Origin of the sequence: Burkholderia pyrrocinia, from assembly GCF_022809715.1 — a bacterium.
GTDB classification, from domain to species: Bacteria; Pseudomonadota; Gammaproteobacteria; order Burkholderiales; family Burkholderiaceae; genus Burkholderia; species Burkholderia pyrrocinia_C.
Genome location: NZ_CP094459.1, coordinates 2,345,571 through 2,371,660, shown reverse-complemented (window position 1 = coordinate 2,371,660; position 26,090 = coordinate 2,345,571). Strand labels below are relative to the sequence as shown.

The following is a 26,090-nucleotide window of genomic DNA, read 5'->3' as shown; positions in this document are numbered from 1 at the left end:
GCGCTGGCTAGTATCGACCGAAATTTTCCGCCAATCAGCTGATTTTTAAGCATATTCCATCGACCAATGCAGCATCGATCCCTGACCCAGGCATGCGCGCGCACCATCGCCGGGCTGTTCATCGGCGCCCTGTTCGCAGCAGCTCCCGGCGCGTTCGCCGACGAAGTCAGCAGTTTTAACCAGAATGTCACGAATTCGACTCAAATCGGGTCGGGTTCCTCCGTCCAGCAGACCAGTGCCCAGCCGTCGGGCGGCGGCGCGAAGTCGTTCCTCGCCGGCATGGCGGGCAAGGCAGGCGACGTCGTCGTCGGCGCGCTGAACATGATCGGCGTGCGTTATCGCTGGGGCGGCAACTCGCCGGATTCGGGCCTCGACTGCAGCGGCTTCGTCCGCTACGTGTTCCAGGACACGCTCGGCATGTCGCTGCCGCGTCGCGCGGAAGAGATGAGCCGGGTCGGCGAGAAGGTGAGCATGAGTAACCTCAAGCCGGGCGACCTCGTGTTCTTCAACACGATGCGCCGCACGTTCTCGCACGTCGGCATCTATATCGGCGACAACAAGTTCGTGCATTCGCCGTCGACGGGCAGCACCGTTCGCGTCGACGATCTCGACAGCGGCTATTGGGAAAAGCGTTTTACCGGCGCGCGCCGGCTCGAGTCGGAGTTCCCGATGAAGGCCGAGGATCTGCGTCAGCGCGTGCGCGCGACGATCGGCGACGATTCGGCGAGCGGCAACAACTGACGTTCGCCGGTCAGCCGGACCGGATCGAAAAAACCCTGTCACCGAAAGGCGGCAGGGTTTTTTGTTTTGGGGCCGGCGCAGGCAGCGACGCGGAAGTCGTTCCGCAGGTCGCGGGGCGGCGGCGCGCGCCGTCCCGTCCCGCGACCGGCGTGCTTCTTACGCGGCGGCTACGCCCCGCGCCGCCGCGAGCTTGCGCTGCAGTTCCGGCATGATGCGCGCGACCGCTTCCTCGCCTGCGAGAATCGCCGCGTTGCGCTGGTTGAAGTCGCTGCCGCCCATGGCCGCAAGGTTCGGGCGGATCACGACGTCCGCGTATTTGTCGAGCTCGTAGGTCTTGATCGTCTGGCCCATGATCGTGAAGGTCTGCAGCAGCATCTCGATCGGGTTGCTGGTCGCCGCGCCGTCCGGCCGGGACGAGATGTCGACCGCGATCACGAAGCTCGCGCCCATCTTGCGCGCGTACGACGCGGGCACCGGGCTCACGAGGCCGCCGTCGACGTATTCGCGGTTGCCGATCTTCACCGGTTCGAACACCGACGGCACGCTGCACGACGCACGCACCGCGAGCCCCGTGTTGCCTTGCTGGAACAGGATCGGCTGGCCGCTCTGCAGATCCGTCGCGACGATGCCGAGCGGCTTCGCCATCTTCTCGATCGGCCGGTTGTTGAGCGACTTGTTCAGGAAGTTCTGCAGTGCGACACCCTGCAGGAGGCCGCGCGAGCGGAACGGCAGCGCCCAGTCGCTGATCGCGGCCTGGTCCATGTCGAGCGCGATCTTGTTGATCTGCAGCGCGCTCATGCCCGACGCATAGAGTGCGCCGACCACCGAGCCCGCGCTCGTGCCCGCGACGATCTCGATCGGGATGCCGCGCGCCTCGAGCGCCTTCAGCACGCCGATGTGCGAGAAGCCGCGCGCGGCGCCGCCGCCGAGCGCGATGCCGATCTTCACGGGCTTCTCGTTCGGCTGCGCGGGGTTGGAGGCGTTGTCGGGACGGGATTTGCCGCCGAACGACGTACACGCGGCGAGGCTGGCGGACGCGCACGCGATCGTGAAATGGCGGCGCGACAGGCGAGGGGACGACATCGAATGGTTCTCCGGCGGCTTGGCGGCGGGTTACACGGCCCGCGGCGGCGATAGGTTCCGAGCGGCCGCGCGGCAGGTTCCGTGCGACCGGCGCCGCGCCGGCTGGCGGCCGCGGCGCGCACATCATAAAGCAAGCGGTGCGCTTGGCGCGATGTCAGGCGCGAGTATAATTCCGGCTTCTTTCCCGTTCCGGGCGTCGCCGGCCCCGTTGCTGTCCGGGCTGCCGCCGTCGATCCCGCGTCGAATCATTCATGCGCCCCAGGCGTTCGAGTTACCGTTTATGACCCGTCCTGTCCGTACCCGCTTCGCGCCGAGTCCCACCGGCTTCATCCACCTCGGCAACATCCGCTCCGCACTCTATCCGTGGGCGTTCGCCCGCAAGATGAAGGGCACGTTCGTGCTGCGCATCGAGGATACCGACGTCGAGCGCTCGTCGCAGGAAGCGGTCGATGCGATCCTCGAAGGGATGCAGTGGCTCGGTCTGGATTTCGATGAAGGCCCGATCTACCAGATGCAGCGGATGGACCGCTATCGCGAGGTGCTCGCGCAGATGCTCGAGAAGGGCCTCGCGTACCCGTGCTACATGTCGGCCGAGGAACTCGACGCGCTGCGCGAACGCCAGCGCGAGGCCGGCCTGAAGCCGCGCTACGACGGCACGTGGCGCCCGGAGCCCGGCAAGGTGCTGCCCGAGCCGCCGGCCGGCGTGAAGCCCGTGCTGCGCTTCCGCAATCCGTTGACCGGCACGGTCGTGTGGGACGATGCCGTGAAGGGGCGCGTCGAGATCTCGAACGAGGAACTCGACGACCTCGTGATCGCGCGCCCGGACGGCACGCCGATCTACAACTTCTGCGTGGTGGTGGACGACATGGACATGGGCATCACGCACGTGATCCGTGGCGACGACCACGTGAACAACACGCCGCGCCAGATCAACATCCTGAATGCGCTCGGCGGCGAGGCGCCCGTCTATGCGCACCTGCCGACCGTGCTGAACGAGCAGGGCGAGAAGATGAGCAAGCGGCATGGCGCGATGAGCGTGATGGCGTATCGCGATGCGGGCTTCCTGCCTGAAGCGGTCGTCAACTATCTCGCGCGCCTCGGCTGGTCGCACGGCGACGCGGAGATCTTCTCGCGCGAGCAGTTCGTCGAATGGTTCGATCTCGAGCATCTCGGCAAGTCGCCCGCGCAGTACGACCACAGCAAGCTGAGCTGGCTGAACGCGCATTACATCAAGGAAGCCGACAACGCGCGCCTCGCCGCGCTCGCGAAGCCGTTCCTCGACGCGCTCGGCATCGACGACGCGGCGCTCGCGACGGGCCCGGCGCTCGACGCCGTGGTCGGCCTGATGAAGGATCGCGCGACGACGGTCAAGGAGATCGCGGAAGGCGCCGCGATGTTCTACCGCGTGCCGGCACCGGAAGCCGACGCGCTCGCGCAGCACGTGACCGATGCGGTGCGGCCGGCACTGGCCGATCTCGTCGTCGCGCTGAAGGCGGCCGACTGGACGAAGGAAGCGGTGTCCGCTGCGCTGAAGGCGACGCTCGGCACGCACAAGCTGAAGATGCCGCAACTCGCGATGCCGGTGCGCCTGCTGGTGGCCGGTACGACGCACACGCCGTCGATCGATGCGGTGCTGGTGCTGTTCGGTCGCGACGTCGTGGTGTCGCGCATCGAGGCCGCGCTGGCCTGAGGTTCGTGCGTGAGCGAAGCTGTCTGCGCGTGAGATCGCGGCAGCTTCGCAAAAAATTTCGCTCGAATCGCAAAAAGGGTATTTACAAGTTCAAAGTCGGTCCATATAATCTCATTTCTGTTCTGCAAGGGGGTATAGCTCAGCTGGGAGAGCGCTTGCATGGCATGCAAGAGGTCAGCGGTTCGATCCCGCTTACCTCCACCAACAGAACAAATTGGATTGATTTGCGAAGCAGTAGTTGTAGTAATAAATGCTTCACAGAATGATCTAAAGCAGTTAGAATTCCGGCCTTCGCTGTTGATGAGAAGTGAATAGCGAAAGTCAGACAGATCTGAAAAGATTTTGTCCCCTTCGTCTAGAGGCCTAGGACATCACCCTTTCACGGTGAGTACAGGGGTTCGAATCCCCTAGGGGACGCCAGATTCAGCGGCGTTTCGTAGAAGTGTCGCGAGGCTTGCAGGAACGTAACCGACGTCCTGCGGGTTGGGTAAGAAAGCTGGAGCGGTAGTTCAGTCGGTTAGAATACCGGCCTGTCACGCCGGGGGTCGCGGGTTCGAGTCCCGTCCGCTCCGCCAGAACGAAGCCCGTTCAAGACGTTTTTGAGCGGGCTTTTGTATTAAGGATGTAAGCAGTACGTTGTCCCCTTCGTCTAGAGGCCTAGGACATCACCCTTTCACGGTGAGTACAGGGGTTCGAATCCCCTAGGGGACGCCAAATTCAGCGGCGTTTCGTAGAAGTGCCGCAACGCTTGCAGGAACATGAACGATGTCCTGCAAGTGGGGTGAAGAAAGCTGGAGCGGTAGTTCAGTTGGTTAGAATACCGGCCTGTCACGCCGGGGGTCGCGGGTTCGAGCCCCGTCCGCTCCGCCAGAACGAAGCCCGTTCAAAGAACGTTTTTGAACGGGCTTTTGCATTAAGGATGTAAGCAGTACGTTGTCCCCTTCGTCTAGAGGCCTAGGACATCACCCTTTCACGGTGAGTACAGGGGTTCGAATCCCCTAGGGGACGCCAGATTTCGGCGTCGTTCGAACAAACGACGCGCCGGCAGGAAGCAACCGACGCCTGCCAGGCAAGCAGCAAGACTGGAGCGGTAGTTCAGTCGGTTAGAATACCGGCCTGTCACGCCGGGGGTCGCGGGTTCGAGTCCCGTCCGCTCCGCCAAACAAACGAAAGTGCCCGCCTTGTGCGGGCATTTTCGTTTGTGCGTCCGGTTGTTGCGCCCGTTCTCGGGCGCGTGACCGCGGAGCGGAGGAAGCCGCCTGCGCGGCTTCCGGCGGGACTCGAAGGGCTGCGCTTGCAAATCAGGCGCCGCGCCGCTACGAGAAATTCGCGATTGCATCCGCACGCGACTGCGCTATCGTGGCGGGATGCGTTCTTGACCCCTGCGCGATGCTCGATCCAACCGACCTGCGACTCCTGTATCAGCTCCGGCCAGCGGAGCCCGGCGATTTCCCGTTTGCCGAAGCGCTGACGCACGGCAACATGGGCGGCTACTACAAGCGCCATGGGCTCGTGTGGCGCAGCGACCTGTTCTATGCGAGCTGGCGCGAATCCGAGAACTTCATCCTCGAGGCCGACGGCGAGCGCATCGGCGTGCTGCGCGTGACCGAGGAAGGCGACTCGCTGCATATCCGCGATGTCCAGATCGCGGCCGGCCATCGCGGGCAGGGCGCCGGCACCTACATGCTCGACATGGCGCACCGCTGGGCACGTGCGCGCGGGCTGCACGAATTGCAGTTGCGCGTGTTCGTCGACAATCCCGCCGCGCGTCTCTACCTGCGCATGGGCTATCGGGTAGCCGGCCCGCGGCTCGCGCAACTCGGCTCGATCCGCCACATGGTGCGGCCGGTCTGAAGATCTGACGATCCGGAGCGCAGCGCTCAGCGGACGGCGTCGATCGCGTCGTCGTCCGGCGATTCGTCGTCCGCAATGCGGCCTTCCGCGCCGCGGTGCTCGTAGCCGCGCAGCATGAACGCGCGCGGGCTTTCGCCGAATGCACGGCGGAACATCGCCGAGAACGCGCTCTGGCTCTGGTAGCCGAGCTCGCGCGCGATATGCGACAGCGGGCGCCCCTGATTCAGCAGCGGGATCGCCCGCGCCAGCAGCGCCTGCTGGCGCCACTGCGAAAAGCTCACGCCCAGTTCCTGCTTGAAGAGCCGCGAAATCGTGCGCGTGCTCGCGCCGACCTCGCTCGCCCAGTGTTCGAGCGATTCCGCATGCGCCGGTTGCGCGAGTACCGATTCGCACAGCATGCGCAGCCGTTTCTCATCAGGCATCGGCACCGCAAGCGGCAACGGCTCGGCATGGCTCAGCTCGTCGAGCACGAGCCCGCACAGCAGGCGCTCGCGCGCGGTGCTCAGCTCGCGCGCATCGAGTGCGACGATCAGTTCGCGCAGCAATCCCGTCACTTCCACGACGCGGCACGCGTCGAGCCCGTCCGGCACGATCGATTCGTCGATATACAGCGTGCGCAAATACGCTTCCTCGACGATCACGACTTCATGCGTCACACGCGGCGGCACCCAGATCGCGCGGGACGGCGGCACCATCCACGTCGTGCCGGTCGTCGCGACGCGCAGCACGCCGCGCGATGCGTACGCGAGCTGCGCCCACGCATGCGTGTGCAGCGGGATGCGGTGGCCGGCGTCGACCTGCCGCGCGCGCACGCGCATCGGATGGACGGCGGTCGGCGCGAATTCGGGCGGGATGTCGATGACGTCGTATGGGTTCGATGCGTCGGCTTGGACGGGAGGATTCATGGACGGTTCGGGCGGCGCGGCGGCGATGCCGTTATTTTAGAAGGCGCCGCGCGAGCGCATGCGGCGGTTTTTGGGGCGATCATGCCCTGGTCAAATGAACTTTGTATGGGAGCGGGCGAAGTCGGCGCGACTGCCCGGGGCCCCGCGCGCTTGCCGGTCAGAACCATCGGGCCGATCCGGTGGTCTATCGATGGGTGCGCAATTTCGCACGAATCGCGCGCGAACACGGCAACATACGAATCGAAGAGGAGAACCACGATGCGCTACGTATTCGTCTACGGCACCCTGAGAGCCGGAGAGACCAACGACATCGGCCATGCGGCCGCACGACACGGGATCGCCGCGCCGACGCTGCTTGGCGCGGTCGCGCTGCCGGGCGAGCTGTACGATTTCGGTCCGTATCCGGGGATGGTCGCCGGGTCTGCGGCCAAGTCGCTGGTCTGGGGCGACGTCTACGAGGTCGATGAACGGCTCGTTCCCGTGCTCGACGAGATCGAGCGCGTTTATCCGGGCGTCGACACGCTGTTCAAGCCGGAAGAGGTGACCGTCGAGCTCGGCGGCCGGCAGTACGCATGCCTGTATTACCCGGTCGCCGCGCATGCGGCAGCCGGGCGTCCGCGCATCGCGTCGGGAGACTGGGTCCAGCACCGGCGCGAGCGAGAGGTCGCCTGAGCGTCCGCGCGGCAGTCGGTTTCGCCGCAAAAGGAAAGCGCCCCGCGGGGCGCTTTTTTCGTGCGGTCGTCGCGTGCGACCGGCGACGGCACGTGGCCGGCCGACGGTCGCGGCGGGCCGCTTCGTCAGATTTCCTCGTACAGCGGCAGCGTCAGGAATTCGGTGAAGCCTTCCGACGTCGACATCTGCTCGAAGATCGCCGCGGCGCGCTCGTACGGCTGCGTGTTGCCGCCGACCGAACGCTTCACGTTGTCGAGTTCGACCTTTGCGTATTCGCGCACGAGGTCGGCCGTGACCTTGCGGCCGTCGTCGAGCACGCCCTTCGGCGAGCGGATCCACTGCCACACCTGCGAGCGGGAAATCTCGGCGGTGGCCGCATCTTCCATCAGGTTGTGGATCGGCACGCAGCCGTTGCCGTCGAGCCACGCGCCGAGGTAGTGGATGCCGACGTTGATGTTGTTGCGCAGGCCGGCTTCGGTGATCGGCGCTTCAGGCTGGAAGTCGAGCAGGTTCTTGCCTTCGATTTGCACGTCGTCGCGCTGCTTCGCGATCTGGTTCGGCTTGTCGCCGAGCACCTTGACGAACTCTTCCATCGCGATCGGCACGAGGCCCGGGTGCGCAACCCAGCCGCCGTCGTAGCCGTCGGTCGCGTCGCGCTGCTTGTCCGAGCGCACGCCGCCCATCGCCTTGTCGTTCGCTTCCGGATCGTTCTTGATCGGGATCAGCGCGCTCATCCCGCCGATCGCCGGCGCGTTGCGCTTGTGGCAGGTCTTCAGCAGCAGCAGCGCGTACGCGCGCATGAACGGCACCGTCATCGTGATCTTCGAACGGTCGGCGAGGCAGAAATCGCGGTCGTTCTTGAACTTCTTGATCGCCGAGAAGATGTAGTCCCAGCGGCCGGCGTTCAGGCCCGAGCTGTGCTCGCGCAGTTCGTACAGGATCTCGTCCATCTCGAACGCGGCGAGGATCGTCTCGATCAGCACGGTCGCGCGGATCGTGCCGCGCGGGATGCCGACCTGTTCCTGCGCGGCGACGAAGATGTCGTTCCACAGGCGCGCCTCGAGATGGCTTTCCATCTTCGGCAGGTAGAAGTACGGGCCCGAGCCGCGCGCGATCAGCTCCTTCGCGTTGTGGAACAGGAACAGCGCGAAATCGAAGATGCCGCCGGACACGCGCTGGCCGTCGACCGTCACGTGCTTCTCGTCGAGATGCCAGCCGCGCGGACGCACGATCAGCGTCGCGACCTTGTCGTTGAGCTGGTACGACTTGCCGTTCTGCTCGAGCGAGATCGTGCGGCGGATCGCGTCCTTCAGGTTGATCTGGCCGTCGATCTGGTTCGTCCAGCTCGGCGCGTTCGAATCCTCGAAGTCCGTCATGTACGAATCGGCGCCCGAGTTCAGCGCGTTGATGATCATCTTGCGCTCGACGGGGCCCGTGATCTCGACGCGGCGGCATTGCAGGTCGGCCGGCAGCGGCGCGACCTTCCAGTCGCCCTCGCGGATCGCCCTGGTATCGGCCAGGAAGTCCGGGCGCTCGCCCGCGTCGAGGCGTTTCGTGCGCTCGGCGCGCGCCTGCAGCAGCGCCTGGCGGCGCGGTTCGAACGCGCGGTGCAGCGCTGCGACGAGTGCGAGCGCGTCGGGCGTCAGGATCGCTTCGTAACCCGGCTTGATTTCGCCGGTGATCGTCATGCCTTGCGGCAGCGTGATCGGGGTGCTCATGAGTCTCATCTCCTTGGTCGGTCAGTTGCGGTTTCGGTGAAAGGGGAAGGCGGCAGCTGCGAGCGTCATGCACCCGGGCCGGGGCGCGTGCGGTTTGCGTGTCTGCCGGATGGAGCCGGGGTGGCGAGGAATGCGAGCAGGTCGGCCATGCCGGTGCCCGTGCCGTCGGGCGGTGCGCCGAGTTCCTCGGCGGGCGCGCCCGTGCGGTTGAGCCAGAACGTCGTGTAGCCGAACCACGCGGCACCGGCGACGTCCCATGCGTTCGACGACACGAACACGATGCCGCGCGGGTTCGGCCCGAACGCGGCGGTGCCGAGCGCGTAGACGGCCGGACTCGGCTTGTACGCGCGAACGGTGTCGGCCGACAGCACGCGATCGAACAGCCCGGACATGCCGGCGCTCTTGATCGCGATGTCGAGCATCTGCGGGTTGCCGTTCGACAGGATCGCGAGCGGCGGGCGCGGCTCGAGCGCGCGCAGCTTGCGCAGCGCGGGCACCGTATCGGGATAGGTGGACAGGCACGCGTATTCGTCCATCAGCCGCTTCTCGGCCGCGCTGTTCAGCGCGAGGCCGAGCGCGCGCGCGGCGAACCGCAGCGCATCGAGCGTGATGTCCCGGAACGGGCGATAGCGGGCGCCGGCCGGATCGGCGAGCGTGCGCAGCTGCGAGTATTCGATTTGCTTGCGTCGCCACAGCTGCGACAACCGTTCCCCGTGACCGGGAAACATCTGCTCTGCCGCGGCCACGACCGCATGCACGTCGAACAACGTGCCGAATGCGTCGAAGAGGATTGCGTCGGGAGAGGAGAGTGTCGTTGTGGCCGACATAGCCTTGCGCTCCGGTTTCAGAGGTCGGGTCGATTCTATTCGTGATCGCAGGTGCTAAAAAAGACGCTAATCATCACTTGATCTTTTACTTTCATATACATAATCTTGAGCGGCTTAAGCTATTTGAAGGGCGGCGGTGCCGTCCCCGCGAGTCATGGACCGGTTCAAACAGATCGAAACGTTCGCCGCGGTCGCGGCGAAGGGCAGCTTGTCGGCGGCTGCGCACGCGGAAGGCGTCGCGCCGGCGATCATCGGCCGCCGCCTCGACGCGCTCGAGGAGCGGCTCGGCGTCAAGCTGCTGGTACGCACGACGCGCAAGCTCACGCTGACGTTCGAGGGGTCGGCATTCCTCGAGGATTGCCAGCGGATCATCAACGACATGCAGAACGCGGAGGCGAGTGTGTCCGCCGGCGGCGTCAAGGCGAGCGGCCACCTGCGCATTTCCGCGCCGGCCGGCTTCGGTCGGCGGCACGTCGCGCCGCTCGTGCCCGAGTTCAGCAGCGGGCATCCGGACGTGTCGGTCACGCTCGACCTGTCCGACCGGATGGTCGACCTCGTCAACGAAGGGTTCGATTGCGCGGTGCGGCTCGGCGAACTGCCGGACTCGTCGCTGGTGTCGCTGAAGCTCGGCGAGAATCGCCGCGTGTGCGTTGCGTCGCCCGCGTATCTCGCGCGGCGCGGCACGCCCGCCACGCTCGCGGAACTGGCGCGGCACAACTGCCTCGCGCTCGCGGCGAACGCGAACCAGCAGCGCGGCTGGGCGTTCCAGGAGGACGACAAGGTCGTGTCGATCCGCGTGAACGGCACGATGGAATGCTCGGACGGCGCGGTGCTGCACGAGTGGTGTCTCGCCGGCCACGGCCTGGCATGGCGCTCGTGGTGGGAGGTCGGCGACGACATCGCGGCCGGCCGGCTCGTCAGCGTGCTCGACGCGTTCGCCGCGCCGCCGATCGGCATCCACGCGGTGTTTCCGCAGCGCCGCCACCTGCCGCTGCGCGTGCGCCTGTTTCTCGATTACCTGAAGCACACGTACGAGCGGCCCGGTTATTGGGGCGAGTAGGCCGCGCGTGCCCGCGCGTTTCCGATATGAGGGCGAACCCGCTGCCGGTGCCGGTTGCGCGGTTTCGCACACTACAATCGTAGGAGGCACGCGCGACGCATCGCGGTCGGCCCGAACGGGATCGCGGCGCGCGGAGTGCGATTGACGAAGGAGGGCGCGATGTTCCGGCACATCCTCGTTCCAACCGACGGTTCCGAACTGTCGCAAAAGGCGATTGACGGCGCGATCGACCTGGCGCGCGCGGTCGGCGCGCGCGTGACGGCCTACGCGTGCCTGCCGCAGTATCCATACTCGCCGTTTTCCGAAGTGATCATCGAGCCGCCCGCCGATTTCCGGGCGCGCAGCGAGCGCGAGGCGCGCGCGCACCTCGACGAGGTCGAATCGGCCGCGAAGGTGGCCGGCGTCGTCTGCGACACGTGGACCAGCGTGCATCCGTCGCCGTATCTCGGCATCATCGAGGCGGCCGAACGCGGCGGCTGCGACGTGATCTTCATGGCGTCCCACGGACGCCGCGGGCTCGGCAGCCTGCTGATCGGCAGCGAGACGCAGCGTGTGCTGACCCATACGAAAATTCCGGTGATTGTCTATCGGTAGCGCGGTGCCGGTTGTGGCCGCACGGGCGGCAGCAGGACCGGCACCGTAGAAAAAGGGCGCGCCGGACCAAGCCGGCGCGCGTCGTTGCTGGCGGCCCGCGGGCCGCGCGGCCGGTCGCGCGATCTGCATCGCGCGCCTGCCGTCTCCTCCCTGATTTTTGTTCTGTTGCCGATGCCGCGCCGCTTGCGCGCGTTACGCGACCTTCTTGCCGTCGAAGAACTGTTCGTCTTCGGTCGAGCCGTGCAGCGCGGTCGTCGATGCTTCGCGTTCGACCGTCTGCGTCACCGCGTCGAAGTAGCCGGTGCCGACTTCACGCTGGTGCTTGACGGCCGTGAAACCCTTGTCGGCTGCCGCGAACTCGGCCTGCTGCAGTTCGACGAACGCGCTCATCTGCGTGCGGGCATAGCCGTGCGCGAGGTTGAACATCGAGTAGTTCAGCGCATGGAAGCCGGCCAGCGTGATGAACTGGAACTTGTAGCCCATCGCGCCGAGTTCCTTCTGGAATTTCGCGATCGTCGCGTCGTCGAGGTTCTTCTTCCAGTTGAACGACGGCGAGCAGTTGTACGACAGCAGCTTGCCCGGGAACTGCTTGTGGATCGCTTCCGCGAATTTCTTCGCGTACTCGAGATCCGGCTTGCCGGTTTCGCACCAGATCAGGTCGGCATGCGGCGCGTACGCGAGGCCGCGCGAGATCGCCTGCTCGAGGCCCGGCTTCGTGCGGAAGAAACCTTCCACCGTGCGCTCGCCCGTCAGGAACGGCTTGTCGTTGTCGTCGACGTCGGACGTGATCAGGTCGGCCGCTTCCGCGTCGGTACGTGCGACCAGCACGGTCGGCGTGCCCATCACGTCGGCCGCGAGACGCGCAGCCGACAGCTTCGCGACGGCTTCGCGCGTCGGCACGAGCACCTTGCCGCCCATGTGGCCGCACTTCTTCACCGAAGCGAGCTGGTCTTCGAAGTGAACGCCCGATGCGCCTGCCTCGATCATCGCCTTCATCAGTTCGAACGCGTTCAGCACGCCGCCGAAACCGGCTTCCGCGTCGGCCACGATCGGCGCGAAGAAGTCGACATAACCTTCGTCGCCCGGGTTCTTGCCTTCCGACCACTGGATCTGGTCGGCGCGCGTCAGCGTGTTGTTGATGCGCTTCACGACGAGCGGCACCGAGTTCGCCGGGTACAGCGACTGGTCCGGGTACATTTCGCCCGCGACGTTCGCGTCGCCGGCCACTTGCCAGCCGGACAGGTAGATGGCCTTCAGGCCGGCCTTCACCTGCTGCATCGCCTGGTTGCCGGTCAGCGCGCCGAGTGCGTTGACGAACGGTTCGTTGTTGATGAGGCCCCACAGCTTTTCCGCGCCGCGCCTGGCCAGCGTGTGCTCGATCGGGATCGAGCCGCGCAGGCGGACCACGTCCTCGGCCGAGTAGCCGCGCTTGATGCCTTTCCAGCGCGGATCGGTTTCCCATTGCTTTTGCAGTTCCTGTGCCTGTTGCTGACGCGACATGATGAGCTCCTTGATGCGGTGTGTTGCCTAATGGGTCGAATCTGACGGTGCGGATGCTGTTCTCGAAGCGGGAAGCGGCGCGTTCCGTTTCGTGAAGTCTTGTATAAGAGTCTAGGCAAATCGATGGGAGCGAAACAGCGGCTGTATCAGAAAGTGCGTAAATTTTTAGTTGTTTTAAATCAATTATTTGAATTCTTGATTTCGGGATAAGAAATGCTTTTTCCCATCCCGCAATCGTCTGGGTTGTGCCACGCAGCATGATTTTTTACGACACAAAAAAATTTTTCGTATCGTGAAATGTGCGGCGGGACGAAAAAAAACCGGCGCAGATGCGCCGGTCGGCTGGATTGGCGGGGCGGCCATCGGTGGGGCGGCCGCCCGTGCGTGCTTACGACGCGGAATTGCCGCGGCGCGGGCCGCTGCTGCGCTGGCCGTCGCGACGCGGGCCGCCGTCGCGGCTGCCGCCCGGCTTGCCGCTCCAGCCGCCGCCATTGCCGCCGCCGTAGCTGCGGCCGTTGCCGCCATGACCGCCGCCCGGCTTGCCGCCGAAACGTCGGCCGCCGCCGTTACCGCCGCCCGGACGGCCGCGGCCGCCGTTGCCGCCGCGCGGGGGTGCCGACTTGCGCGGCTCGAAACCTTCGATCACGTTGACCGGCAGCGGCGAGCGCACGAAGCGCTCGATGCGCTTGAGCGCGCCCTGTTCGGCGTGGTGCACGAGGCTCACCGCGATACCCGAGCGGCCCGCACGGCCCGTACGGCCGATACGGTGCACGTAGTCTTCCGCGAACTTCGGCAGGTCGTAGTTGAACACGTGCGTGATGCCCGGGATGTCGATGCCGCGTGCCGCGACGTCGGTCGCGACCAGCACGCGCACGCGGCGCTCGCGCAGCGCACGGATCGTGCGGTTACGCGCGCCCTGCGGCAGGTCGCCGTGCAGCGCGGCCGATTCGAAGCCTGCGTCGGCGAGACGGCCGGCGAGCTGGTCGGCGTCGATCTTGGTCGCCGTGAAGATGATCGCCTGGTCGAGCGCGTCGTCGCGCAGCAGGTGATCGAGCAGGCGATCCTTGTGGTCGCGGTCGTCGACGTAGTGCACGGTCTGCGCGATGTTCGCGCGCGACTCGAGGCGCTGCTGGATCTCGATGCGCTCGGGATCCTTCAGCAGGCGGCTCGTCAGCGAACCGATCTTGCCGTCGAGCGTGGCCGAGAACAGCATCGTCTGGCGCGTCGCGGGCGTCGCGGCGACGATCGTTTCGATATCGTCGATGAAGCCCATGTCGAGCATGCGGTCGGCTTCGTCGAGCACGAGCATCTTCAGTTCGGACAGGTCGATGCGGCCGCGCTCGAGGTGGTCGAGCAGGCGGCCCGGCGTGGCGACCAGGATTTCGGGGTTCTTCGCGAGCAGCATCAGCTGCTGGCCGTAGGCGACGCCGCCGAGGATGCTGACCGTGCGCAGGCGCTTCAGGTGCTTGCCGTAGGTCGATGCGGCCGTGGTGACCTGCATCGCGAGTTCGCGGGTCGGCGTCAGCACGAGCAGGCCCGGGCGCGCGACGGGTTGCGGGCGGCGCACGCGGCGGTCGCCCTGGTTCGGTTCGCGCGGCGCACGCGGTTGCTGCGCCAGCGTCTTCTGGAGCTGCGCGAAGCGTTCGATCGCGGGCAGCATGAATGCGGCCGTCTTGCCCGAACCGGTCGGGCTCGACACCAGCAGGTCGCGGCCGGCGATGCCGGCCGGAATCGCGCGCTGCTGGACCGGCGTCGGCTTCACATAGCCGGCGGCCTGCAGCGCGGAGACGATCTCCGGCGACAACCCGAGCGACGCGAAGCTCGGCTCGTCCGACGCCGGTTCGACCGCGGCCGGTACGGCGGCGTCGTCGAGACCGAGCGCCTGGTCGGCGATCGCGTTGAGCGGGCTGGAGTTGATGCTCGAAGTCATAACAATCCTTGAAACACAGTGGGTGAAACGTCGGCGCCAATCGCGCATACCCAAGTCGTCGGATTCAGCGAGCAAATCGGGAAACGGGTGCAATCCGCCGAACAGTCGGCGGATGAGGCATTAGAAGCTGTTTTGGGTGCGGCGCGCTTCAGGAGCGGGGCCGCCAGCCTGATAAGTGACGACCGCGAGGGTCGAAGCAGGAGGGGACAGGTTCTAAACCGGATTGGAGCTTAACGCTACGAGGCGTCGGGCCGGAACGGCAAGCGAGCCGAGCGCGGGGGTGACGCAGGCCGCATTATAAAGAGATTTGCTGCGCTGCGCCACTGATTTGATTGCCTATTGCGAACGGCGTGGTTCGGTCAGGAAGCCGTGCCGTTTTTCAGCGATTCGACGAGTTCGATGTACTGCTGCTTCGCGGCATCCTGCGACGTGCCCTTCAACGCATCCCATGCGTCGTACTTGTATTTGCCGACGATGTCGGTGAAGCCGGGCTTGTCGCCGTGCGCATCGCCGTCGGTTGCCTGCTTGAAGAGCGCGTACAGGCGCAGCAGGGTCAGGTTGCCCGGGCGTTCCGTCAGTTGCTTGACGTCGATCTGGGCCTGGTCGAATTGGGCGGTGAGTTCGCTCATCGGGTGTCTCCGTAAGGGTTTCAGGTCGGGCGATCTTAACAAGCGGACCGCCGCGCGGGGTCGAGCGATCCTTCCAAACCGCCGTCGGCGCCGAACGCGCGCACAGATCGGGCCCGATCGCCCGTGGGAGCGGGGTGCCGCATTACAATGTCGGCCATGACGCAAACAGTGCTCCTCGCCATCGATACGTCGACCGAATACTGCTCGGTCGCGCTGCTGCGCTCGGCCCATGCCGATGACGCCGTTTCCACCCCGCAAACCTGGGTCCGCCACGAACAGACGGGCGCCGTGTCGAGCACGCGCGTGCTGCCGGCGATCCAGGAGCTTTTCGCCGAATCCGGGCTGACGCTCGCCGACTGCGACGCGATCGCGTTCGGCGCCGGCCCCGGCTCGTTCACCGGCCTGCGTACCGCGACCGGCATTACCCAGGGACTCGCGTTCGGGAGCGGGCTGCCGGTCGTGCCGATCGGCACGCTGCTCGCGTGCGCGGAGCACGCGCGGCTGCGCGCGCCCGGCACGACCCGCGTGCTTGCCGCGCTGGACGCGCGGATGGACGAAGCCTACTGGGCGGACTTCGCGTGGGACGACAGCGCCGGCGACTGGCGCACGCTGCATCCGGCGTCGCTCGATGCGCCGGGCGCCGTCGGCGTGCCCGACGCGCCGTTCACGCTCGCGGGCAATGCGGCTGCCGCGTTCGGCGCGCAGTTGCCGGCCGCGGCGCGCGCGGCCGTGATCGACGGCGAAGCATTGCCGCATGCGCTGGCGGTCGCGCATGCCGCGCTGCGCGCGTTCCGCGCCGGACGCACGGTGCCGGCCGATCAGGCCGCGCCCGAATACGTGCGCGACAAGGTCGCGCAGACGACTGCCGAGCGGATCGCGGCACGGGCCGCGCAGACGGGCGGAGCGAAGGGATGACGGGGGTATTGCTGAGCGACCGCTATCTGGCGCCGATGACGGACGCGGATCTCGACGAGGTCGTTGCGATCGAGCAGGTCGCGTACGAATTCCCGTGGAGCCGCGGCAACTTCGAGGATTCGTTGCGCAACGGCTATCTGGGCGTGTGCCTGCGGCATGTGACGGGTTCGCTGATCGGCTATTGCGTGCTGATGCCCGTGATCGACGAGATGCACCTGCTGAACCTGTGCGTCGCGCCGGCCGCGCAGCGCGCGGGCGCGGGTCTCGCGCTGCTGCGCGAGGCCGTGCGCATTTCGCGCGCGGAGCGGCTCGACGGCGTGCTGCTCGAGGTGCGGCCGTCCAATCCACGCGCGATCCATCTGTACGAGCGTTTCGGCTTCGTGACGATCGGCCGGCGCAAGAACTACTATCCGGCGAAGCATCGCAGCCGGGAGGACGCGATCGTGATGCGTCTGACGCTGAACAAGGACGAGGGGGACGCGCATGGCGTGGGCTGAAGCGGTGCTCGAGGAAATGGGCCTCGCGCAGATCTGGGTGCGGCGCGGGCAGCGCGCGGACGAAGGCGCGGCAGCCGACGCGGCCGCCGTCGCGCAAACCGGGGCGGCGGACGACGTTTCCGTCGTTGCGGCCGATCGGCCGGCGCGCGCGGTGCGTGCCCCGGTGCAAGACGATGCGCCGCCGGCGGTCGTGCGAGCCGCCGAGGCCTCGCCGGCTCGCGAGCCGGGCGTACCGGCATCGGGCATACCGGCTCCGGATGCACCGGCGCGTCGTGTCGTCGATGGCGATCGCATGCTCGCGCCGGCGGCTTCAGCCGATGCAATGCCGCCGATGGATGACGCGCCGCCTGTCGGAGAAGACGATTTCGCGTGGTTCGACGCGGCACCGCCGGGCGAGCCCATGCCGGCAGCCGAACCGCGTCCCGCCGGAACGCCGGTCGCGATGCTCGACTGGGATGCGCTGGCCGCGCGCGTGCGCGACTGCACCCACTGCCGGCTGTGCGAGAAGCGGACCAACACCGTGTTCGGCGTCGGCGACCGTGAAGCGGACTGGATGCTGATTGGCGAAGCGCCTGGCGAGAACGAGGACAAGCAGGGCGAGCCGTTCGTCGGCCAGGCCGGCAAGCTGCTCGACAACATGCTGCAGTCGCTGGCGCTCAAGCGCGGCGACAACGTGTATATCGCGAACGTGATCAAGTGCCGGCCGCCCGGCAACCGAAATCCGGAACCGGACGAAGTTGCAAGCTGCGAGCCTTATCTGCAGCGTCAGGTCGCGCTCGTGAAGCCGAAGCTGATCGTCGCGCTCGGGCGCTTCGCCGCGCAGACGTTGCTGAAGACGGACGCCAGCATCGCGTCGCTGCGCGGCCGCGTGCATGCGTACGAAGGCGTGCCGGTGATCGTCACCTACCACCCGGCGTACCTGTTGCGCAGCCTGCAGGACAAGTCGAAGGCGTGGGCCGACCTGTGCCTCGCGCGCGACACGTTCCGTCGCGCAGACGGTAGCGACGCGAACGGGCCGGCCGGGCAATGACGACCGGCGCGGCGTTCGCATTCGTCGATACGCTGCGCGACGCCGCGGTTCGCGATCTGGGCTGGCTGCTCGCGAGCCCGAGCCTGCTGACCGCGGCACCCGGCGCGCCGCTCGCGCATCCGTGGCCGGATGCGGCCGGACAGTCGGCCGTCGAAGCATGGCTCGCCGCGCTCGATGCGGCGCCCGAGCCGCTGCACCTCGCGCTCGCCGGGTTGCGGCCCACCCGGCTCGGCCGCTACGCCGAATGCCTGCTCGAGTATTTCCTCACGCACGGGCCGTCGCTGCGGCTCGTCGCGGCCAATCTCCCGCTGCGCAGCAACGGCCTGACGCTCGGCGAAGTCGATTTTCTCGTCGACGCGCCGGGCGGGCAGCGCCTGCACTGGGAGCTCGCGGTGAAGTGCTATCTGTGCGCGCCGGTGCGCGCCGGCGCGTCGCTCGCCGACTTCGTCGGGCCCAATCTCGTCGACCGGTTCGACCGCAAGCGCAGCCGGCTGCTCGACCACCAGTTGCGGCTCGGCGATCGCGCCGGGTTTGCGCTGCTCGGCTACGGCGCGCCGTCCGACGCGCAGATGTTCATCAGGGGCTGGCTGTTCTATCCGCACGGCGCACCGTTGCCGCCGGTGTCCGCCGAAATCTCGCCGGATCACCCGCGCGGTTTCTGGCTGACGCATGCGCAGTGGCCGGCGTGGGCGGCCGCGCAGCGTGCCGGCGTTGCGTGGAGCGTGTTGCCGCGGCTTGCTTGGCTCGCGCCGCGGCGTGTTGCCGCCGACGCCGGCTTCGAACCCGAACCGCTCGCGGCCGCACTCGAGCTGCCGTCCGTGCTGGCGACGCGTCAGGCCCCCGACTTGATCGGCATTTATGAGCAGGGCGGCGATCGCACGTGGCGCGAGACGGCGCGCGGCTTCGTCGTGCCGGACGACTGGCCGGCGCGTGCGCAGGCGTTCGCGGCGCAGGACGACTGACGCCGCGTCAGGCGACGCTTACCACCAGCGATGGAAGTGATGAACCGGGCCGACGCCGTGGCCGACGTCGAGGCGGCCGCTCGCGGCGATTGCGCCGGTCAGGTAGGCCTTCGCTTCGCGCACCGCGCTTTCGAGGTCGGGCTGCTGCGGCAGCAGCGCGGCGATCGCCGACGACAGCGTGCAGCCCGTGCCGTGCGTGTTGCTGACCGGCACGCGCGGGCCGTCGAGCCGCACGGTGTGCGCCGCATCGACGAGCCAGTCGGGGCTCGCGGCCGCGTCGGGCAGGTGGCCGCCTTTCATCAGCACGGCGCGCGCGCCCGTCTGCAGCAACGCCTGGCCTTGTCGGACCATGTCGTCTTCGGTGGTCGCGGGTGCGTCGCCGAGCAGCGCGGCCGCTTCGGGCAGGTTCGGCGTGACGACGGTCGCCAGCGGCAGCAGCGCGTCGCGCAGCGCATCGACCGCGTCGGGTGCGAGCAGCGCGTGCGAACTCTTCGAGATCATCACCGTGTCGAGCACGACGAAGCGCGGCGCGTAACGGCGCAGCGCGTCGGCCACCGCGTGCACGATCGCCGCGTTCGCGAGCATCCCGATCTTGACCGCGTCGATGCGGATGTCGCTGAACACCGCGTCGAGCTGCGCGGTCACGAACGCGGCGTCCGGCGCGTGCACGCCCGTCACGCCGCGCGTGTTCTGCGCGGTCAGCGCGGTGATCACGCTGGCGCCGTACGCACCGAGCGCGGAAAACGTCTTCAGGTCGGCCTGGATGCCTGCGCCGCCGCCCGAATCGGAGCCGGCGATCGTCAGGATGTTGGGTATCGGGTGCGTCATGATGGCAACGCGCCGGTTCGAAGACCGGCGCCGGCGGACGGAAACGGAAAGTGTAGCGTCAGTGCCGCGCTTCGCCGATCAGCGCGACCGAGTCGAACTGACGCTGGTTCGCCTGGTGGCGGCGCATCACGAGCCACATCGTCAGGCAGACGAACGTGCCGAACAGCACGATCACGACACCGACCGGCACGTCGAGCCACACGAGCACCGCATACAGGCACAGCATCACGAGCACCGACAGGTTCTCGTTGAAGTTCTGCACCGCGATCGAGTGGCCGGCCGACAGCAGCACGTGGCCGCGATGCTGCAGCAGCGCGTTCATCGGCACGACGAAGTAGCCCGACAGCGCGCCGACGCACATCAGGAAGATGTACGCGACGATCAGGTAGACCGGCATGCGCAGGTGGCCGAAGTGCACGGCCCAGTTCGACGGGAACAGGTCGCGCGTGTAGAACGCCATCAGCATCACCGCGATGCCCATGATGATGCCGACGGGCAGCACGGTCAGCGACTTCTTCAGCGGGATCCGGGCGGCGGCGGCGATCGCGCCGGCCGCGACGCCGACCGCGACCACGGCCTGCAGGATCGCGCCTTCCGACAGCGACATGCCGAGCGACACCTCGGCCCATTTCAGCACGATGAACTGCAGCGTCGCGCCCGCGCCCCAGAACAGCGTCGTGACCGCCAGCGAGATCTGGCCGAGCTTGTCGCGCCACAGCACCATGAAGCAGTCGGCGAAATCCGTGAGGAGCTTGACCGGGCCGCGTTCCTGCTTCGGATAGCGGGCGCCCGTATCGGGAATGCGCAGGTTGAACAGCGCGGCGATCACGTAGATCGCCATGATGATGGCCATCGCCGCTTCGGCGGGCGTGCCGATCCAGCGGGGCGTGTGCGCGATCACGTGCGATGCGATGTGCGGGCTGATCAGCGCGCCGCCGAGCACGGTGCCGAGGATGATCGAGCTGACGGTCGTGCCTTCGATCCAGCCGTTCGCGGCGACCAGCCGATCGGCCGGCAGCAGCTCGGTGAGAATTCCGTATTTGGCCGGCGAGTAGGCCGCCGCGCCAAACCCGACGATCCCGTACGCGATCAGCGGGTGGGCGCCGAACAGCATGATCATGCAGCCGACCACCTTGATCGAGTTGGTGATGAACATCACGCGCCCCTTCGGGCGCGAATCCGCGAAAGCACCGACATACGCCGCCAACACCACATAGGACAACACGAAGAACAGCTTCAGCAGCGGTGTCATCCAGTTGGGGGCGTGGAGGTCTTTCAGCAGGGCGATGGCGGCGATGAGAAGCGCATTGTCGGCCAGCGACGAGAAAAACTGCGCGGCCATGATGGTGTAAAAACCTTTTTTCATCTGATGCGATGCTTTCGTCGCTGCGGCAGGGCCGCGTAGGCCGCCTGATATGCGATCGGCTTATTCCGTTCGAAATGGGTTGTGCGCACGGCTTTATAACATGAAAATACGCCAATTCGGACTAGCAAGATTCCCCGATCGTTCCGCAAATTGTCGGCTTCGGTGCTCAAAAGGCGCGGTAAGCTGATGATTCGCAAGCGTCTTTACGTAAATTTCCCATGCCGCGCCCGATCTCCGCCACCATCCACACCGCCGCTCTCGCGAACAATCTCTCCGTCGTCCGCCGCTTTGCCGGCCCGTCCAAGGTCTGGGCGGTCGTCAAGGCCAACGCGTACGGCCACGGTCTCGCCCGCGTGTTTCCCGGCCTGCGCGGCACCGACGGCTTCGGCCTGCTCGACCTCGACGAGGCCGTGAAGCTGCGCGAGCTCGGCTGGGCCGGCCCGATCCTGCTGCTCGAAGGCTTCTTCCGGTCGACCGACATCGACGTGATCGACCGCTACAGCCTGACGACGACCGTCCACAACGACGAGCAGATGCGGATGCTGGAAACGGCGCGGCTGTCGAAGCCCGTCAACGTGCAGCTCAAGATGAACAGCGGGATGAACCGGCTCGGCTACGTGCCGGAAAAATACCGCGCGGCCTGGGAGCGCGCCCGCGCGTGCCCCGGCATCGGCCAGATTACGTTGATGACCCATTTTTCGGACGCGGACAACGAGCGCGGCGTTGCTGAGCAGCTCGCGACGTTCGAGCGCGGCGCGGAAAACATCGCCGGCGCGCGCAGTCTCGCGAATTCGGCCGCCGTGCTGTGGCATCCGGATACGCATTTCGACTGGGTGCGGCCGGGGATCGTGCTGTATGGCGCGTCGCCGTCCGGGCTGTCGTCCGATATCGCCGACACGGGGCTGAAACCCGCGATGACGCTCGCGTCCGAGCTGATCGCGGTGCAAACGATCGGGAAAGGCCAGGCCATCGGCTATGGTTCGACGTTCTCCGCGCAGGCGCCGATGCGGATCGGCGTCGTCGCGTGCGGCTACGCGGACGGCTATCCGCGCGTCGCGCCGGAAGGCACGCCCGTGATTGTCGACGGCATCCGCACGCGTATCGTCGGCCGCGTGTCGATGGACATGATCACCGTCGACCTGACTCCGTGCCCGCAGGCCGGCGTCGGTGCGCGCGTCGAGCTGTGGGGCAATACACTGCCGATCGACGATGTCGCCCGCCATTGCGGCACGATCGGCTACGAGCTGATGTGCGCGGTCGCCGGCCGCGTGCCCGTGCGCGCGGAATAAGGGCGTTGCGCGTGGCCAAACAGAAAACCGTCTACGTCTGCAGCGAGTGCGGCGGGCAGACCCCGAAGTGGCAGGGGCAGTGTCCGTCGTGCCAGGCCTGGAATACGCTGGTCGAATCGGTCGCCGAGTCGCCGTCGGCCCACCGTTTCCAGTCGCTCGCGAAGCGGGCGCCCGTCCAGCGCCTCGTCGACATCGAAGCGGCCGACGTGCCGCGCTTCTCGACCGGCATCGGCGAATTCGACCGCGTGCTCGGCGGCGGGCTGGTCCCCGGCGGCGTCGTGCTGATCGGCGGCGACCCGGGCATCGGCAAGTCGACGCTGCTGCTGCAGTCGCTCGCGGACATCGCGAGCGAACGGCGCGCGCTCTATATCAGCGGCGAGGAATCGGCCGCGCAGATCGCGTTGCGCGCGCAACGGCTTGCGCTGCTCGATGGCGGTGCGCCGGCGGCCGAGCTGCAGCTGCTCGCCGAGATCCAGCTCGAAAAGATCCAGGCCGCGATCGACGCGGAGCGGCCCGACGTGGCCGTGATCGACTCGATCCAGACCGTCTATTCGGAAGCGCTCACGTCGGCGCCGGGCTCGGTCGCGCAGGTGCGCGAATGCGCGGCGCAGCTCACGCGCATCGCGAAACAGTCGGGCACCGCGATCATCATGGTCGGGCACGTGACGAAGGAGGGCAACCTGGCCGGCCCGCGCGTGCTCGAGCACATCGTCGACACGGTGCTGTATTTCGAGGGCGACACGCATTCGTCGTTCCGGCTCGTGCGCGCGTTCAAGAACCGCTTCGGCGCGGTCAACGAACTCGGCGTGTTCGCGATGACCGAGCGCGGGCTGCGCGGCGTCGCGAATCCGTCCGCGCTGTTCCTGTCGCAGCACGAGCAGATCGTGCCCGGCTCGTGCGTGCTCGTCACGCAGGAAGGCACGCGCCCGCTGCTCGTCGAAATCCAGGCGCTGGTCGATACCGCGCACGTGCCGAACCCGCGCCGGCTCGCGGTCGGCCTCGAACAGAACCGGCTCGCGATGCTGCTCGCGGTGCTGCACCGGCACGCGGGCATCGCGTGCTTCGACCAGGACGTGTTCCTCAATGCAGTGGGCGGCGTGAAGATCACCGAGCCGGCCGCCGACCTCGCGGTGCTGCTCGCGATCCATTCGTCGATGCGCAACAAGGCGCTGCCGAAGGGGCTGATCGTGTTCGGCGAAGTGGGGCTGGCGGGCGAGATCCGGCCGTCCCCGCGCGGGCAGGAGCGGCTGCGCGAGGCGGCGAAGCTCGGCTTCACGGCCGCGCTGATCCCGAAGGCGAATGCGCCGAAACAGCCGATCGAAGGGCTGAACGTGATGGCCGTCGAACGGATCGAGCAGGCGATCGACCGCGTGCGCGATCTCGAGTGATCGGCCCGGCAGCCGCGCGGGCTGTGGCTGCCGGCGATCTGTCGCGTAATTCTCTGTAAAGAATATGTAGGCTGATGTAACCCGCCGGACATCGCTTTTCCCTATCCTTTGCCGGATTGTCGAACCGCGCAATGCGAAGGGAACCTATGTTGAAATCGTATGGGGAAGCGCCGGGCGGACGCCTTTACAACCTGCGCGGCTGCCGCGTGTCGGAGCCGATTCGCCAGCCCTGGGGCGGCGGATGCCGGATCGTCGAATGGATCGACGAGGAAGGGCGCCTGGCGCGCAAGGTCGTGTCCGAGGACGTGACCGAAGCGGAGGTCGCCGCGGCGATCCGGCGGCCGACCGAAGGGCGCCGGTACCTGATGGGCGACGACGAGCAGCTGCCGCGCGATACGTTGCCGCGGCGTTGAGCCGGCAGGCGGCCTGCGAACCGACGGACAAAGGCAGTAAAAAGGCCGGGCCAGTGCGCCCGGCCTTGTCGCATGCGGGCCCGGCGCGGGCCCGATGGCTTGTCGAAGAACCGGTGCCGCCGGCGTGCCTGGCCGGCGGCGCCGGCCGGCTGCACTGCGGCCGCGTTCAGCCGATCTGTTCGAGCTCTTCGTGCGCGGCGAGCCAGTCGGCCTCGATCGTTTCGAGACGCGTGTTGACGTCCCCGAGCTTGCGGATCGCGTCGGTCAGCTCCGTCTTGCGCGCGGCCTCGTAGCTCGCCGGATCGGCGACGAACGCGTCGAGGCGCGCCTTCTCCGCGTGCAGCGTCTCCATTTCCTTTTCGAGCTTCGTGATGCGCGTCTGCAGCGGTTTTTTCAACACCGACAGGCGCTGCCGCTCCTCGGCGGCCTGACGCTTCTGGTCCTTGCGGTTCGCCGCGGCGCCCGCGCCCGACGCAGCCGCGCTGTCGGCCTTCGCGGCCGCGCGCTGCTCGGCCGCATGCTGCAGCAGCCAGTCGCGGTAATCGTCGAGGTCGCCGTCGAACGGCTGCAGCCGGTGCTTCGCGACCAGCATGAACTGGTCGGTCGTCGCGCGCAGCAGGTGGCGGTCGTGCGATACGAGGATCAGCGTGCCTTCGAACTGCGCGAGCGCCATCGTCAGCGCGTGGCGCGTTTCGAGATCGAGGTGGTTCGTCGGTTCGTCGAGCAGCAGCAGGTTCGGCTTCTGCCAGATGATCAGCGCGAGCGCGAGGCGCGCTTTCTCGCCGCCCGAGAACGGGCCGACGGCGCTGGTCGCCATGTCGCCCGAGAAATTGAAGCCGCCGAGGAAGTCGCGCAGCTCCTGTTCGCGCGTATCGGGTGCGAGCCGCGCGAGATGCGCGAGCGGCGAATCGTCCTCGCGCAGCGTTTCGAGCTGATGCTGTGCGAAATAACCGATCGTCAGCCCCTTGCCCTCGCGGACGTCGCCCGACAGCGGCGCGAGCGTGCCGGCCAGCGTCTTGATCAGCGTCGACTTGCCCTGGCCGTTCGCGCCGAGCAGGCCGATGCGCTGCCCGTTCTGGATCGACAGCGCCACGCGTTCGACGATCGGGATGTCCGCGCCGTTGTCGGCATGGTAGCCGCAGCGGACGTCTTCCATCACCATCATCGGGTTCGGCGCGGCGTCGGGCGTGCGGAATTCGAACGTGAACGGCGACGCGATGTGCGCGGGCGCGATCAGCTCCATCTTCTCGAGCGCCTTCATCCGGCTTTGCGCCTGCTTGGCCTTGGTGGCCTTGGCCTTGAAGCGGTCGACGAAGCTCTGCAGGTGCTCGATCGTCTTCTGCTGCTTTTCGTATGCGCTTTGCTGCAGCGCCAGTTGCTGCGCGCGCAGCACTTCGAATTGCGAGTAGTTGCCGCCGTAGCGCTTCACCTGGCGGTTTTCCAGGTGCAGCGTGACGTTGCAGATCGAATCGAGGAATTCGCGGTCGTGCGAGATCACGACGAGCGTGCCGGGGTAGCGGTGCAGCCAGTCTTCGAGCCAGACGATCGCGTCGAGGTCGAGGTGGTTGGTCGGTTCGTCGAGCAGCAGCAGGTCGGAGCGGCACATCAGCGCCTGCGCGAGGTTCAGGCGCATGCGCCAGCCGCCGGAGAAGCTGGCGACGGGCTCGCGTGTCTGGGCGAGCGTGAAGCCGAGGCCGAGCAGCAGCGCTTCGGCGCGGGCGGGCGCGGTGTAGCCGTCGGCATCGGCGAAGGCCGCGTGCGCGTCGGCTTCGGCGGCGCCGTCATGCGCGGCGGACGCGGCGGCGATGCGTGCCTCGATCTCGCGCAGCGCGGCGTCGCCGTCGAGCGTGTAGTCGAGCGCCGAGCGGTCGACCGCGGGCGTTTCCTGCGACACATGGGCGATCCGCCACGACGGCGGCATCGAGAAATCGCCGGCGTCCGAGTGCAGCTCGCCGCGCAGGACCGCGAACAGCGTCGACTTGCCGGCGCCGTTCGCGCCGATCAGGCCGGCTTTCTCGCCGGGATTGAGCACGAACGAGGTCGACTCGAACAGCGGCTTGGTGCCTCGCGCAAGGCTGAACTGATTGAAACGGATCACGGCGGAAATGACTGGCCAAAACCGCTATTCTAGACTGCGCGCCGCTCTTGCCGGGCATCGGCCGCTCGGCGGATGCCGCAACGGCGCGATTTCGCCTAGAC

The 26,090-nt window shown here is 67.1% G+C and carries 23 protein-coding genes and 7 tRNA genes; 20 read left to right on the top strand and 10 right to left on the bottom strand.

Annotated elements, in window-relative coordinates:
• The first annotated feature begins 66 nt into the window (after positions 1 to 66).
• Positions 67 to 741, top strand: a complete 675-nt coding sequence (locus tag MRS60_RS11030; RefSeq protein WP_034184711.1) for a C40 family peptidase — start codon at positions 67 to 69, stop codon at positions 739 to 741.
• Positions 742 to 897: 156 nt separating this feature from the next.
• Here MRS60_RS11030 and MRS60_RS11025 read toward each other — a convergent pair whose 3' ends face one another.
• Entirely contained in the window at positions 898 to 1,824 is a 927-nt protein-coding gene (locus MRS60_RS11025; protein WP_034184712.1) for a patatin-like phospholipase family protein, read from the bottom strand.
• A gap of 280 nt (positions 1,825 to 2,104) precedes the next feature.
• On the opposite strand from MRS60_RS11025, the gene gltX reads away from it, so the two are divergent.
• From gltX to MRS60_RS10980, 9 genes are all read left to right on the top strand, one after another.
• Positions 2,105 to 3,514: a glutamate--tRNA ligase gene (gltX, locus tag MRS60_RS11020; RefSeq protein ID WP_034184713.1), complete on the top strand. Its 1,410-nt coding sequence runs from the start codon at positions 2,105 to 2,107 to the stop codon at positions 3,512 to 3,514.
• 128 nt (positions 3,515 to 3,642) lie between these two features.
• Positions 3,643 to 3,718, top strand: a tRNA-Ala gene (locus tag MRS60_RS11015).
• 140 nt (positions 3,719 to 3,858) lie between these two features.
• Positions 3,859 to 3,934, top strand: a tRNA-Glu gene (locus MRS60_RS11010).
• Between the two features lie 78 nt (positions 3,935 to 4,012).
• Positions 4,013 to 4,089, top strand: a tRNA-Asp gene (locus tag MRS60_RS11005).
• A gap of 63 nt (positions 4,090 to 4,152) precedes the next feature.
• Positions 4,153 to 4,228 (top strand) — tRNA-Glu (locus MRS60_RS11000).
• A gap of 79 nt (positions 4,229 to 4,307) precedes the next feature.
• Positions 4,308 to 4,384 (top strand) — tRNA-Asp (locus MRS60_RS10995).
• A gap of 65 nt (positions 4,385 to 4,449) precedes the next feature.
• Positions 4,450 to 4,525 (top strand) — tRNA-Glu (locus MRS60_RS10990).
• Between the two features lie 73 nt (positions 4,526 to 4,598).
• Positions 4,599 to 4,675, top strand: a tRNA-Asp gene (locus tag MRS60_RS10985).
• 228 nt (positions 4,676 to 4,903) lie between these two features.
• Positions 4,904 to 5,368 carry a GNAT family N-acetyltransferase gene (locus MRS60_RS10980; protein WP_034184714.1) on the top strand — a complete coding sequence of 155 codons (465 nt, stop codon included), beginning with the start codon at positions 4,904 to 4,906 and terminating at the stop codon, positions 5,366 to 5,368.
• Positions 5,369 to 5,394: 26 nt separating this feature from the next.
• On the opposite strand, the gene MRS60_RS10975 is transcribed toward MRS60_RS10980, so the two are convergent.
• The gene (locus MRS60_RS10975; RefSeq protein WP_034184715.1) at positions 5,395 to 6,273 is read right to left on the bottom strand and encodes an AraC family transcriptional regulator; all 879 of its coding nucleotides are present in this window, start codon (positions 6,271 to 6,273) and stop codon (positions 5,395 to 5,397) included.
• 258 nt (positions 6,274 to 6,531) lie between these two features.
• Between MRS60_RS10975 and MRS60_RS10970 the strand changes: the two genes are divergently transcribed.
• A complete protein-coding gene (locus tag MRS60_RS10970) occupies positions 6,532 to 6,945 on the top strand; it encodes a gamma-glutamylcyclotransferase family protein (RefSeq protein ID WP_243564687.1) in 414 nt (137 codons plus the stop codon).
• 125 nt (positions 6,946 to 7,070) lie between these two features.
• Here MRS60_RS10970 and aceB read toward each other — a convergent pair whose 3' ends face one another.
• Together aceB and MRS60_RS10960 are read right to left on the bottom strand one after the other, a co-directional pair.
• A complete protein-coding gene (gene aceB, locus MRS60_RS10965) occupies positions 7,071 to 8,663 on the bottom strand; it encodes a malate synthase A (RefSeq protein WP_034184754.1) in 1,593 nt (530 codons plus the stop codon).
• A 65-nt stretch (positions 8,664 to 8,728) separates the two neighbouring features.
• Complete coding sequence (locus MRS60_RS10960; protein WP_105390445.1) at positions 8,729 to 9,490, bottom strand: haloacid dehalogenase type II; 762 nt, start codon at positions 9,488 to 9,490, stop codon at positions 8,729 to 8,731.
• A 154-nt stretch (positions 9,491 to 9,644) separates the two neighbouring features.
• Between MRS60_RS10960 and MRS60_RS10955 the strand changes: the two genes are divergently transcribed.
• Both MRS60_RS10955 and MRS60_RS10950 read left to right on the top strand, forming a co-directional pair.
• A complete protein-coding gene (locus MRS60_RS10955) occupies positions 9,645 to 10,550 on the top strand; it encodes a LysR family transcriptional regulator (protein ID WP_034184718.1) in 906 nt (301 codons plus the stop codon).
• A 159-nt stretch (positions 10,551 to 10,709) separates the two neighbouring features.
• Entirely contained in the window at positions 10,710 to 11,144 is a 435-nt protein-coding gene (locus MRS60_RS10950; protein ID WP_034184755.1) for a universal stress protein, read from the top strand.
• A 192-nt stretch (positions 11,145 to 11,336) separates the two neighbouring features.
• On the opposite strand, the gene aceA is transcribed toward MRS60_RS10950, so the two are convergent.
• The 3 genes from aceA to MRS60_RS10935 form a co-directional block, all read right to left on the bottom strand.
• On the bottom strand, positions 11,337 to 12,644 hold the full coding sequence (gene aceA / locus MRS60_RS10945) for an isocitrate lyase (RefSeq protein ID WP_034184719.1): 1,308 nt from the start codon (positions 12,642 to 12,644) through the stop codon (positions 11,337 to 11,339).
• A 388-nt stretch (positions 12,645 to 13,032) separates the two neighbouring features.
• On the bottom strand, positions 13,033 to 14,574 hold the full coding sequence (locus tag MRS60_RS10940) for a DEAD/DEAH box helicase (protein WP_034184720.1): 1,542 nt from the start codon (positions 14,572 to 14,574) through the stop codon (positions 13,033 to 13,035).
• Positions 14,575 to 14,933: 359 nt separating this feature from the next.
• Positions 14,934 to 15,203, bottom strand: a complete 270-nt coding sequence (locus MRS60_RS10935; protein WP_011352486.1) for an acyl-CoA-binding protein — start codon at positions 15,201 to 15,203, stop codon at positions 14,934 to 14,936.
• Positions 15,204 to 15,350: 147 nt separating this feature from the next.
• On the opposite strand from MRS60_RS10935, the gene tsaB reads away from it, so the two are divergent.
• From tsaB to MRS60_RS10915, 4 genes are read left to right on the top strand one after another with little or no spacing between them, the layout of a single operon-like run.
• Positions 15,351 to 16,118 (top strand): tRNA (adenosine(37)-N6)-threonylcarbamoyltransferase complex dimerization subunit type 1 TsaB, encoded by a 768-nt coding sequence (tsaB, locus tag MRS60_RS10930; RefSeq protein ID WP_105390449.1) that lies wholly within the window; start codon positions 15,351 to 15,353, stop codon positions 16,116 to 16,118.
• The gene (gene rimI, locus MRS60_RS10925) at positions 16,115 to 16,615 is read left to right on the top strand and encodes a ribosomal protein S18-alanine N-acetyltransferase (protein WP_034184722.1); all 501 of its coding nucleotides are present in this window, start codon (positions 16,115 to 16,117) and stop codon (positions 16,613 to 16,615) included. Before tsaB ends, rimI begins: the two co-directional genes overlap by 4 nt.
• Positions 16,602 to 17,645: a uracil-DNA glycosylase gene (locus tag MRS60_RS10920; protein ID WP_243564686.1), complete on the top strand. Its 1,044-nt coding sequence runs from the start codon at positions 16,602 to 16,604 to the stop codon at positions 17,643 to 17,645. The genes rimI and MRS60_RS10920 overlap by 14 nt, the downstream gene beginning before the upstream one ends.
• Positions 17,642 to 18,607, top strand: coding sequence for a DUF1853 family protein (locus tag MRS60_RS10915; RefSeq protein WP_175749917.1), 966 nt, complete (start codon positions 17,642 to 17,644; stop codon positions 18,605 to 18,607). Before MRS60_RS10920 ends, MRS60_RS10915 begins: the two co-directional genes overlap by 4 nt.
• An 18-nt stretch (positions 18,608 to 18,625) precedes the next feature.
• Here the strand turns inward: MRS60_RS10915 and thiD are convergent, their stop codons facing one another.
• Positions 18,626 to 19,435 (bottom strand): bifunctional hydroxymethylpyrimidine kinase/phosphomethylpyrimidine kinase, encoded by an 810-nt coding sequence (gene thiD, locus MRS60_RS10910; RefSeq protein WP_034184725.1) that lies wholly within the window; start codon positions 19,433 to 19,435, stop codon positions 18,626 to 18,628.
• Between the two features lie 58 nt (positions 19,436 to 19,493).
• A complete protein-coding gene (lplT, locus tag MRS60_RS10905; RefSeq protein WP_034184726.1) occupies positions 19,494 to 20,801 on the bottom strand; it encodes a lysophospholipid transporter LplT in 1,308 nt (435 codons plus the stop codon).
• 218 nt (positions 20,802 to 21,019) lie between these two features.
• Between lplT and alr the strand changes: the two genes are divergently transcribed.
• The 3 genes from alr (at position 21,020) to MRS60_RS10890 (ending at position 23,891) form a co-directional block, all read left to right on the top strand.
• On the top strand, positions 21,020 to 22,090 hold the full coding sequence (gene alr / locus MRS60_RS10900) for an alanine racemase (RefSeq protein WP_243564685.1): 1,071 nt from the start codon (positions 21,020 to 21,022) through the stop codon (positions 22,088 to 22,090).
• Between the two features lie 11 nt (positions 22,091 to 22,101).
• The gene (gene radA / locus MRS60_RS10895) at positions 22,102 to 23,478 is read left to right on the top strand and encodes a DNA repair protein RadA (RefSeq protein ID WP_131947363.1); all 1,377 of its coding nucleotides are present in this window, start codon (positions 22,102 to 22,104) and stop codon (positions 23,476 to 23,478) included.
• A 146-nt stretch (positions 23,479 to 23,624) separates the two neighbouring features.
• Positions 23,625 to 23,891, top strand: a complete 267-nt coding sequence (locus tag MRS60_RS10890) for a DUF2866 domain-containing protein (protein WP_034184728.1) — start codon at positions 23,625 to 23,627, stop codon at positions 23,889 to 23,891.
• A 166-nt stretch (positions 23,892 to 24,057) separates the two neighbouring features.
• Here MRS60_RS10890 and MRS60_RS10885 read toward each other — a convergent pair whose 3' ends face one another.
• On the bottom strand, positions 24,058 to 25,989 hold the full coding sequence (locus MRS60_RS10885) for an ATP-binding cassette domain-containing protein (RefSeq protein ID WP_131947362.1): 1,932 nt from the start codon (positions 25,987 to 25,989) through the stop codon (positions 24,058 to 24,060).
• Positions 25,990 to 26,090 lie beyond the last annotated feature (101 nt).

Coding starts and splice junctions, on each gene's coding strand:
- rimI (WP_034184722.1), top strand. CDS start 16,115: ATGACGGGGGTATTGCTGAGCGACCGCTATCTGGCGCCGATGACGGAC.
- MRS60_RS10970 (WP_243564687.1), top strand. CDS start 6,532: ATGCGCTACGTATTCGTCTACGGCACCCTGAGAGCCGGAGAGACCAAC.
- MRS60_RS10980 (WP_034184714.1), top strand. CDS start 4,904: ATGCTCGATCCAACCGACCTGCGACTCCTGTATCAGCTCCGGCCAGCG.
- MRS60_RS10975 (WP_034184715.1), bottom strand. CDS start 6,273: ATGAATCCTCCCGTCCAAGCCGACGCATCGAACCCATACGACGTCATC.
- MRS60_RS10920 (WP_243564686.1), top strand. CDS start 16,602: ATGGCGTGGGCTGAAGCGGTGCTCGAGGAAATGGGCCTCGCGCAGATC.
- MRS60_RS10960 (WP_105390445.1), bottom strand. CDS start 9,490: ATGTCGGCCACAACGACACTCTCCTCTCCCGACGCAATCCTCTTCGAC.
- MRS60_RS11025 (WP_034184712.1), bottom strand. CDS start 1,824: ATGTCGTCCCCTCGCCTGTCGCGCCGCCATTTCACGATCGCGTGCGCG.
- MRS60_RS10915 (WP_175749917.1), top strand. CDS start 17,642: ATGACGACCGGCGCGGCGTTCGCATTCGTCGATACGCTGCGCGACGCC.
- MRS60_RS10950 (WP_034184755.1), top strand. CDS start 10,710: ATGTTCCGGCACATCCTCGTTCCAACCGACGGTTCCGAACTGTCGCAA.
- alr (WP_243564685.1), top strand. CDS start 21,020: ATGCCGCGCCCGATCTCCGCCACCATCCACACCGCCGCTCTCGCGAAC.
- aceB (WP_034184754.1), bottom strand. CDS start 8,663: ATGAGCACCCCGATCACGCTGCCGCAAGGCATGACGATCACCGGCGAA.
- MRS60_RS10955 (WP_034184718.1), top strand. CDS start 9,645: ATGGACCGGTTCAAACAGATCGAAACGTTCGCCGCGGTCGCGGCGAAG.
- MRS60_RS10890 (WP_034184728.1), top strand. CDS start 23,625: ATGTTGAAATCGTATGGGGAAGCGCCGGGCGGACGCCTTTACAACCTG.
- MRS60_RS10940 (WP_034184720.1), bottom strand. CDS start 14,574: ATGACTTCGAGCATCAACTCCAGCCCGCTCAACGCGATCGCCGACCAG.
- gltX (WP_034184713.1), top strand. CDS start 2,105: ATGACCCGTCCTGTCCGTACCCGCTTCGCGCCGAGTCCCACCGGCTTC.
- MRS60_RS11030 (WP_034184711.1), top strand. CDS start 67: ATGCAGCATCGATCCCTGACCCAGGCATGCGCGCGCACCATCGCCGGG.
- thiD (WP_034184725.1), bottom strand. CDS start 19,435: ATGACGCACCCGATACCCAACATCCTGACGATCGCCGGCTCCGATTCG.
- lplT (WP_034184726.1), bottom strand. CDS start 20,801: ATGAAAAAAGGTTTTTACACCATCATGGCCGCGCAGTTTTTCTCGTCG.
- aceA (WP_034184719.1), bottom strand. CDS start 12,644: ATGTCGCGTCAGCAACAGGCACAGGAACTGCAAAAGCAATGGGAAACC.
- MRS60_RS10935 (WP_011352486.1), bottom strand. CDS start 15,203: ATGAGCGAACTCACCGCCCAATTCGACCAGGCCCAGATCGACGTCAAG.
- tsaB (WP_105390449.1), top strand. CDS start 15,351: ATGTCGGCCATGACGCAAACAGTGCTCCTCGCCATCGATACGTCGACC.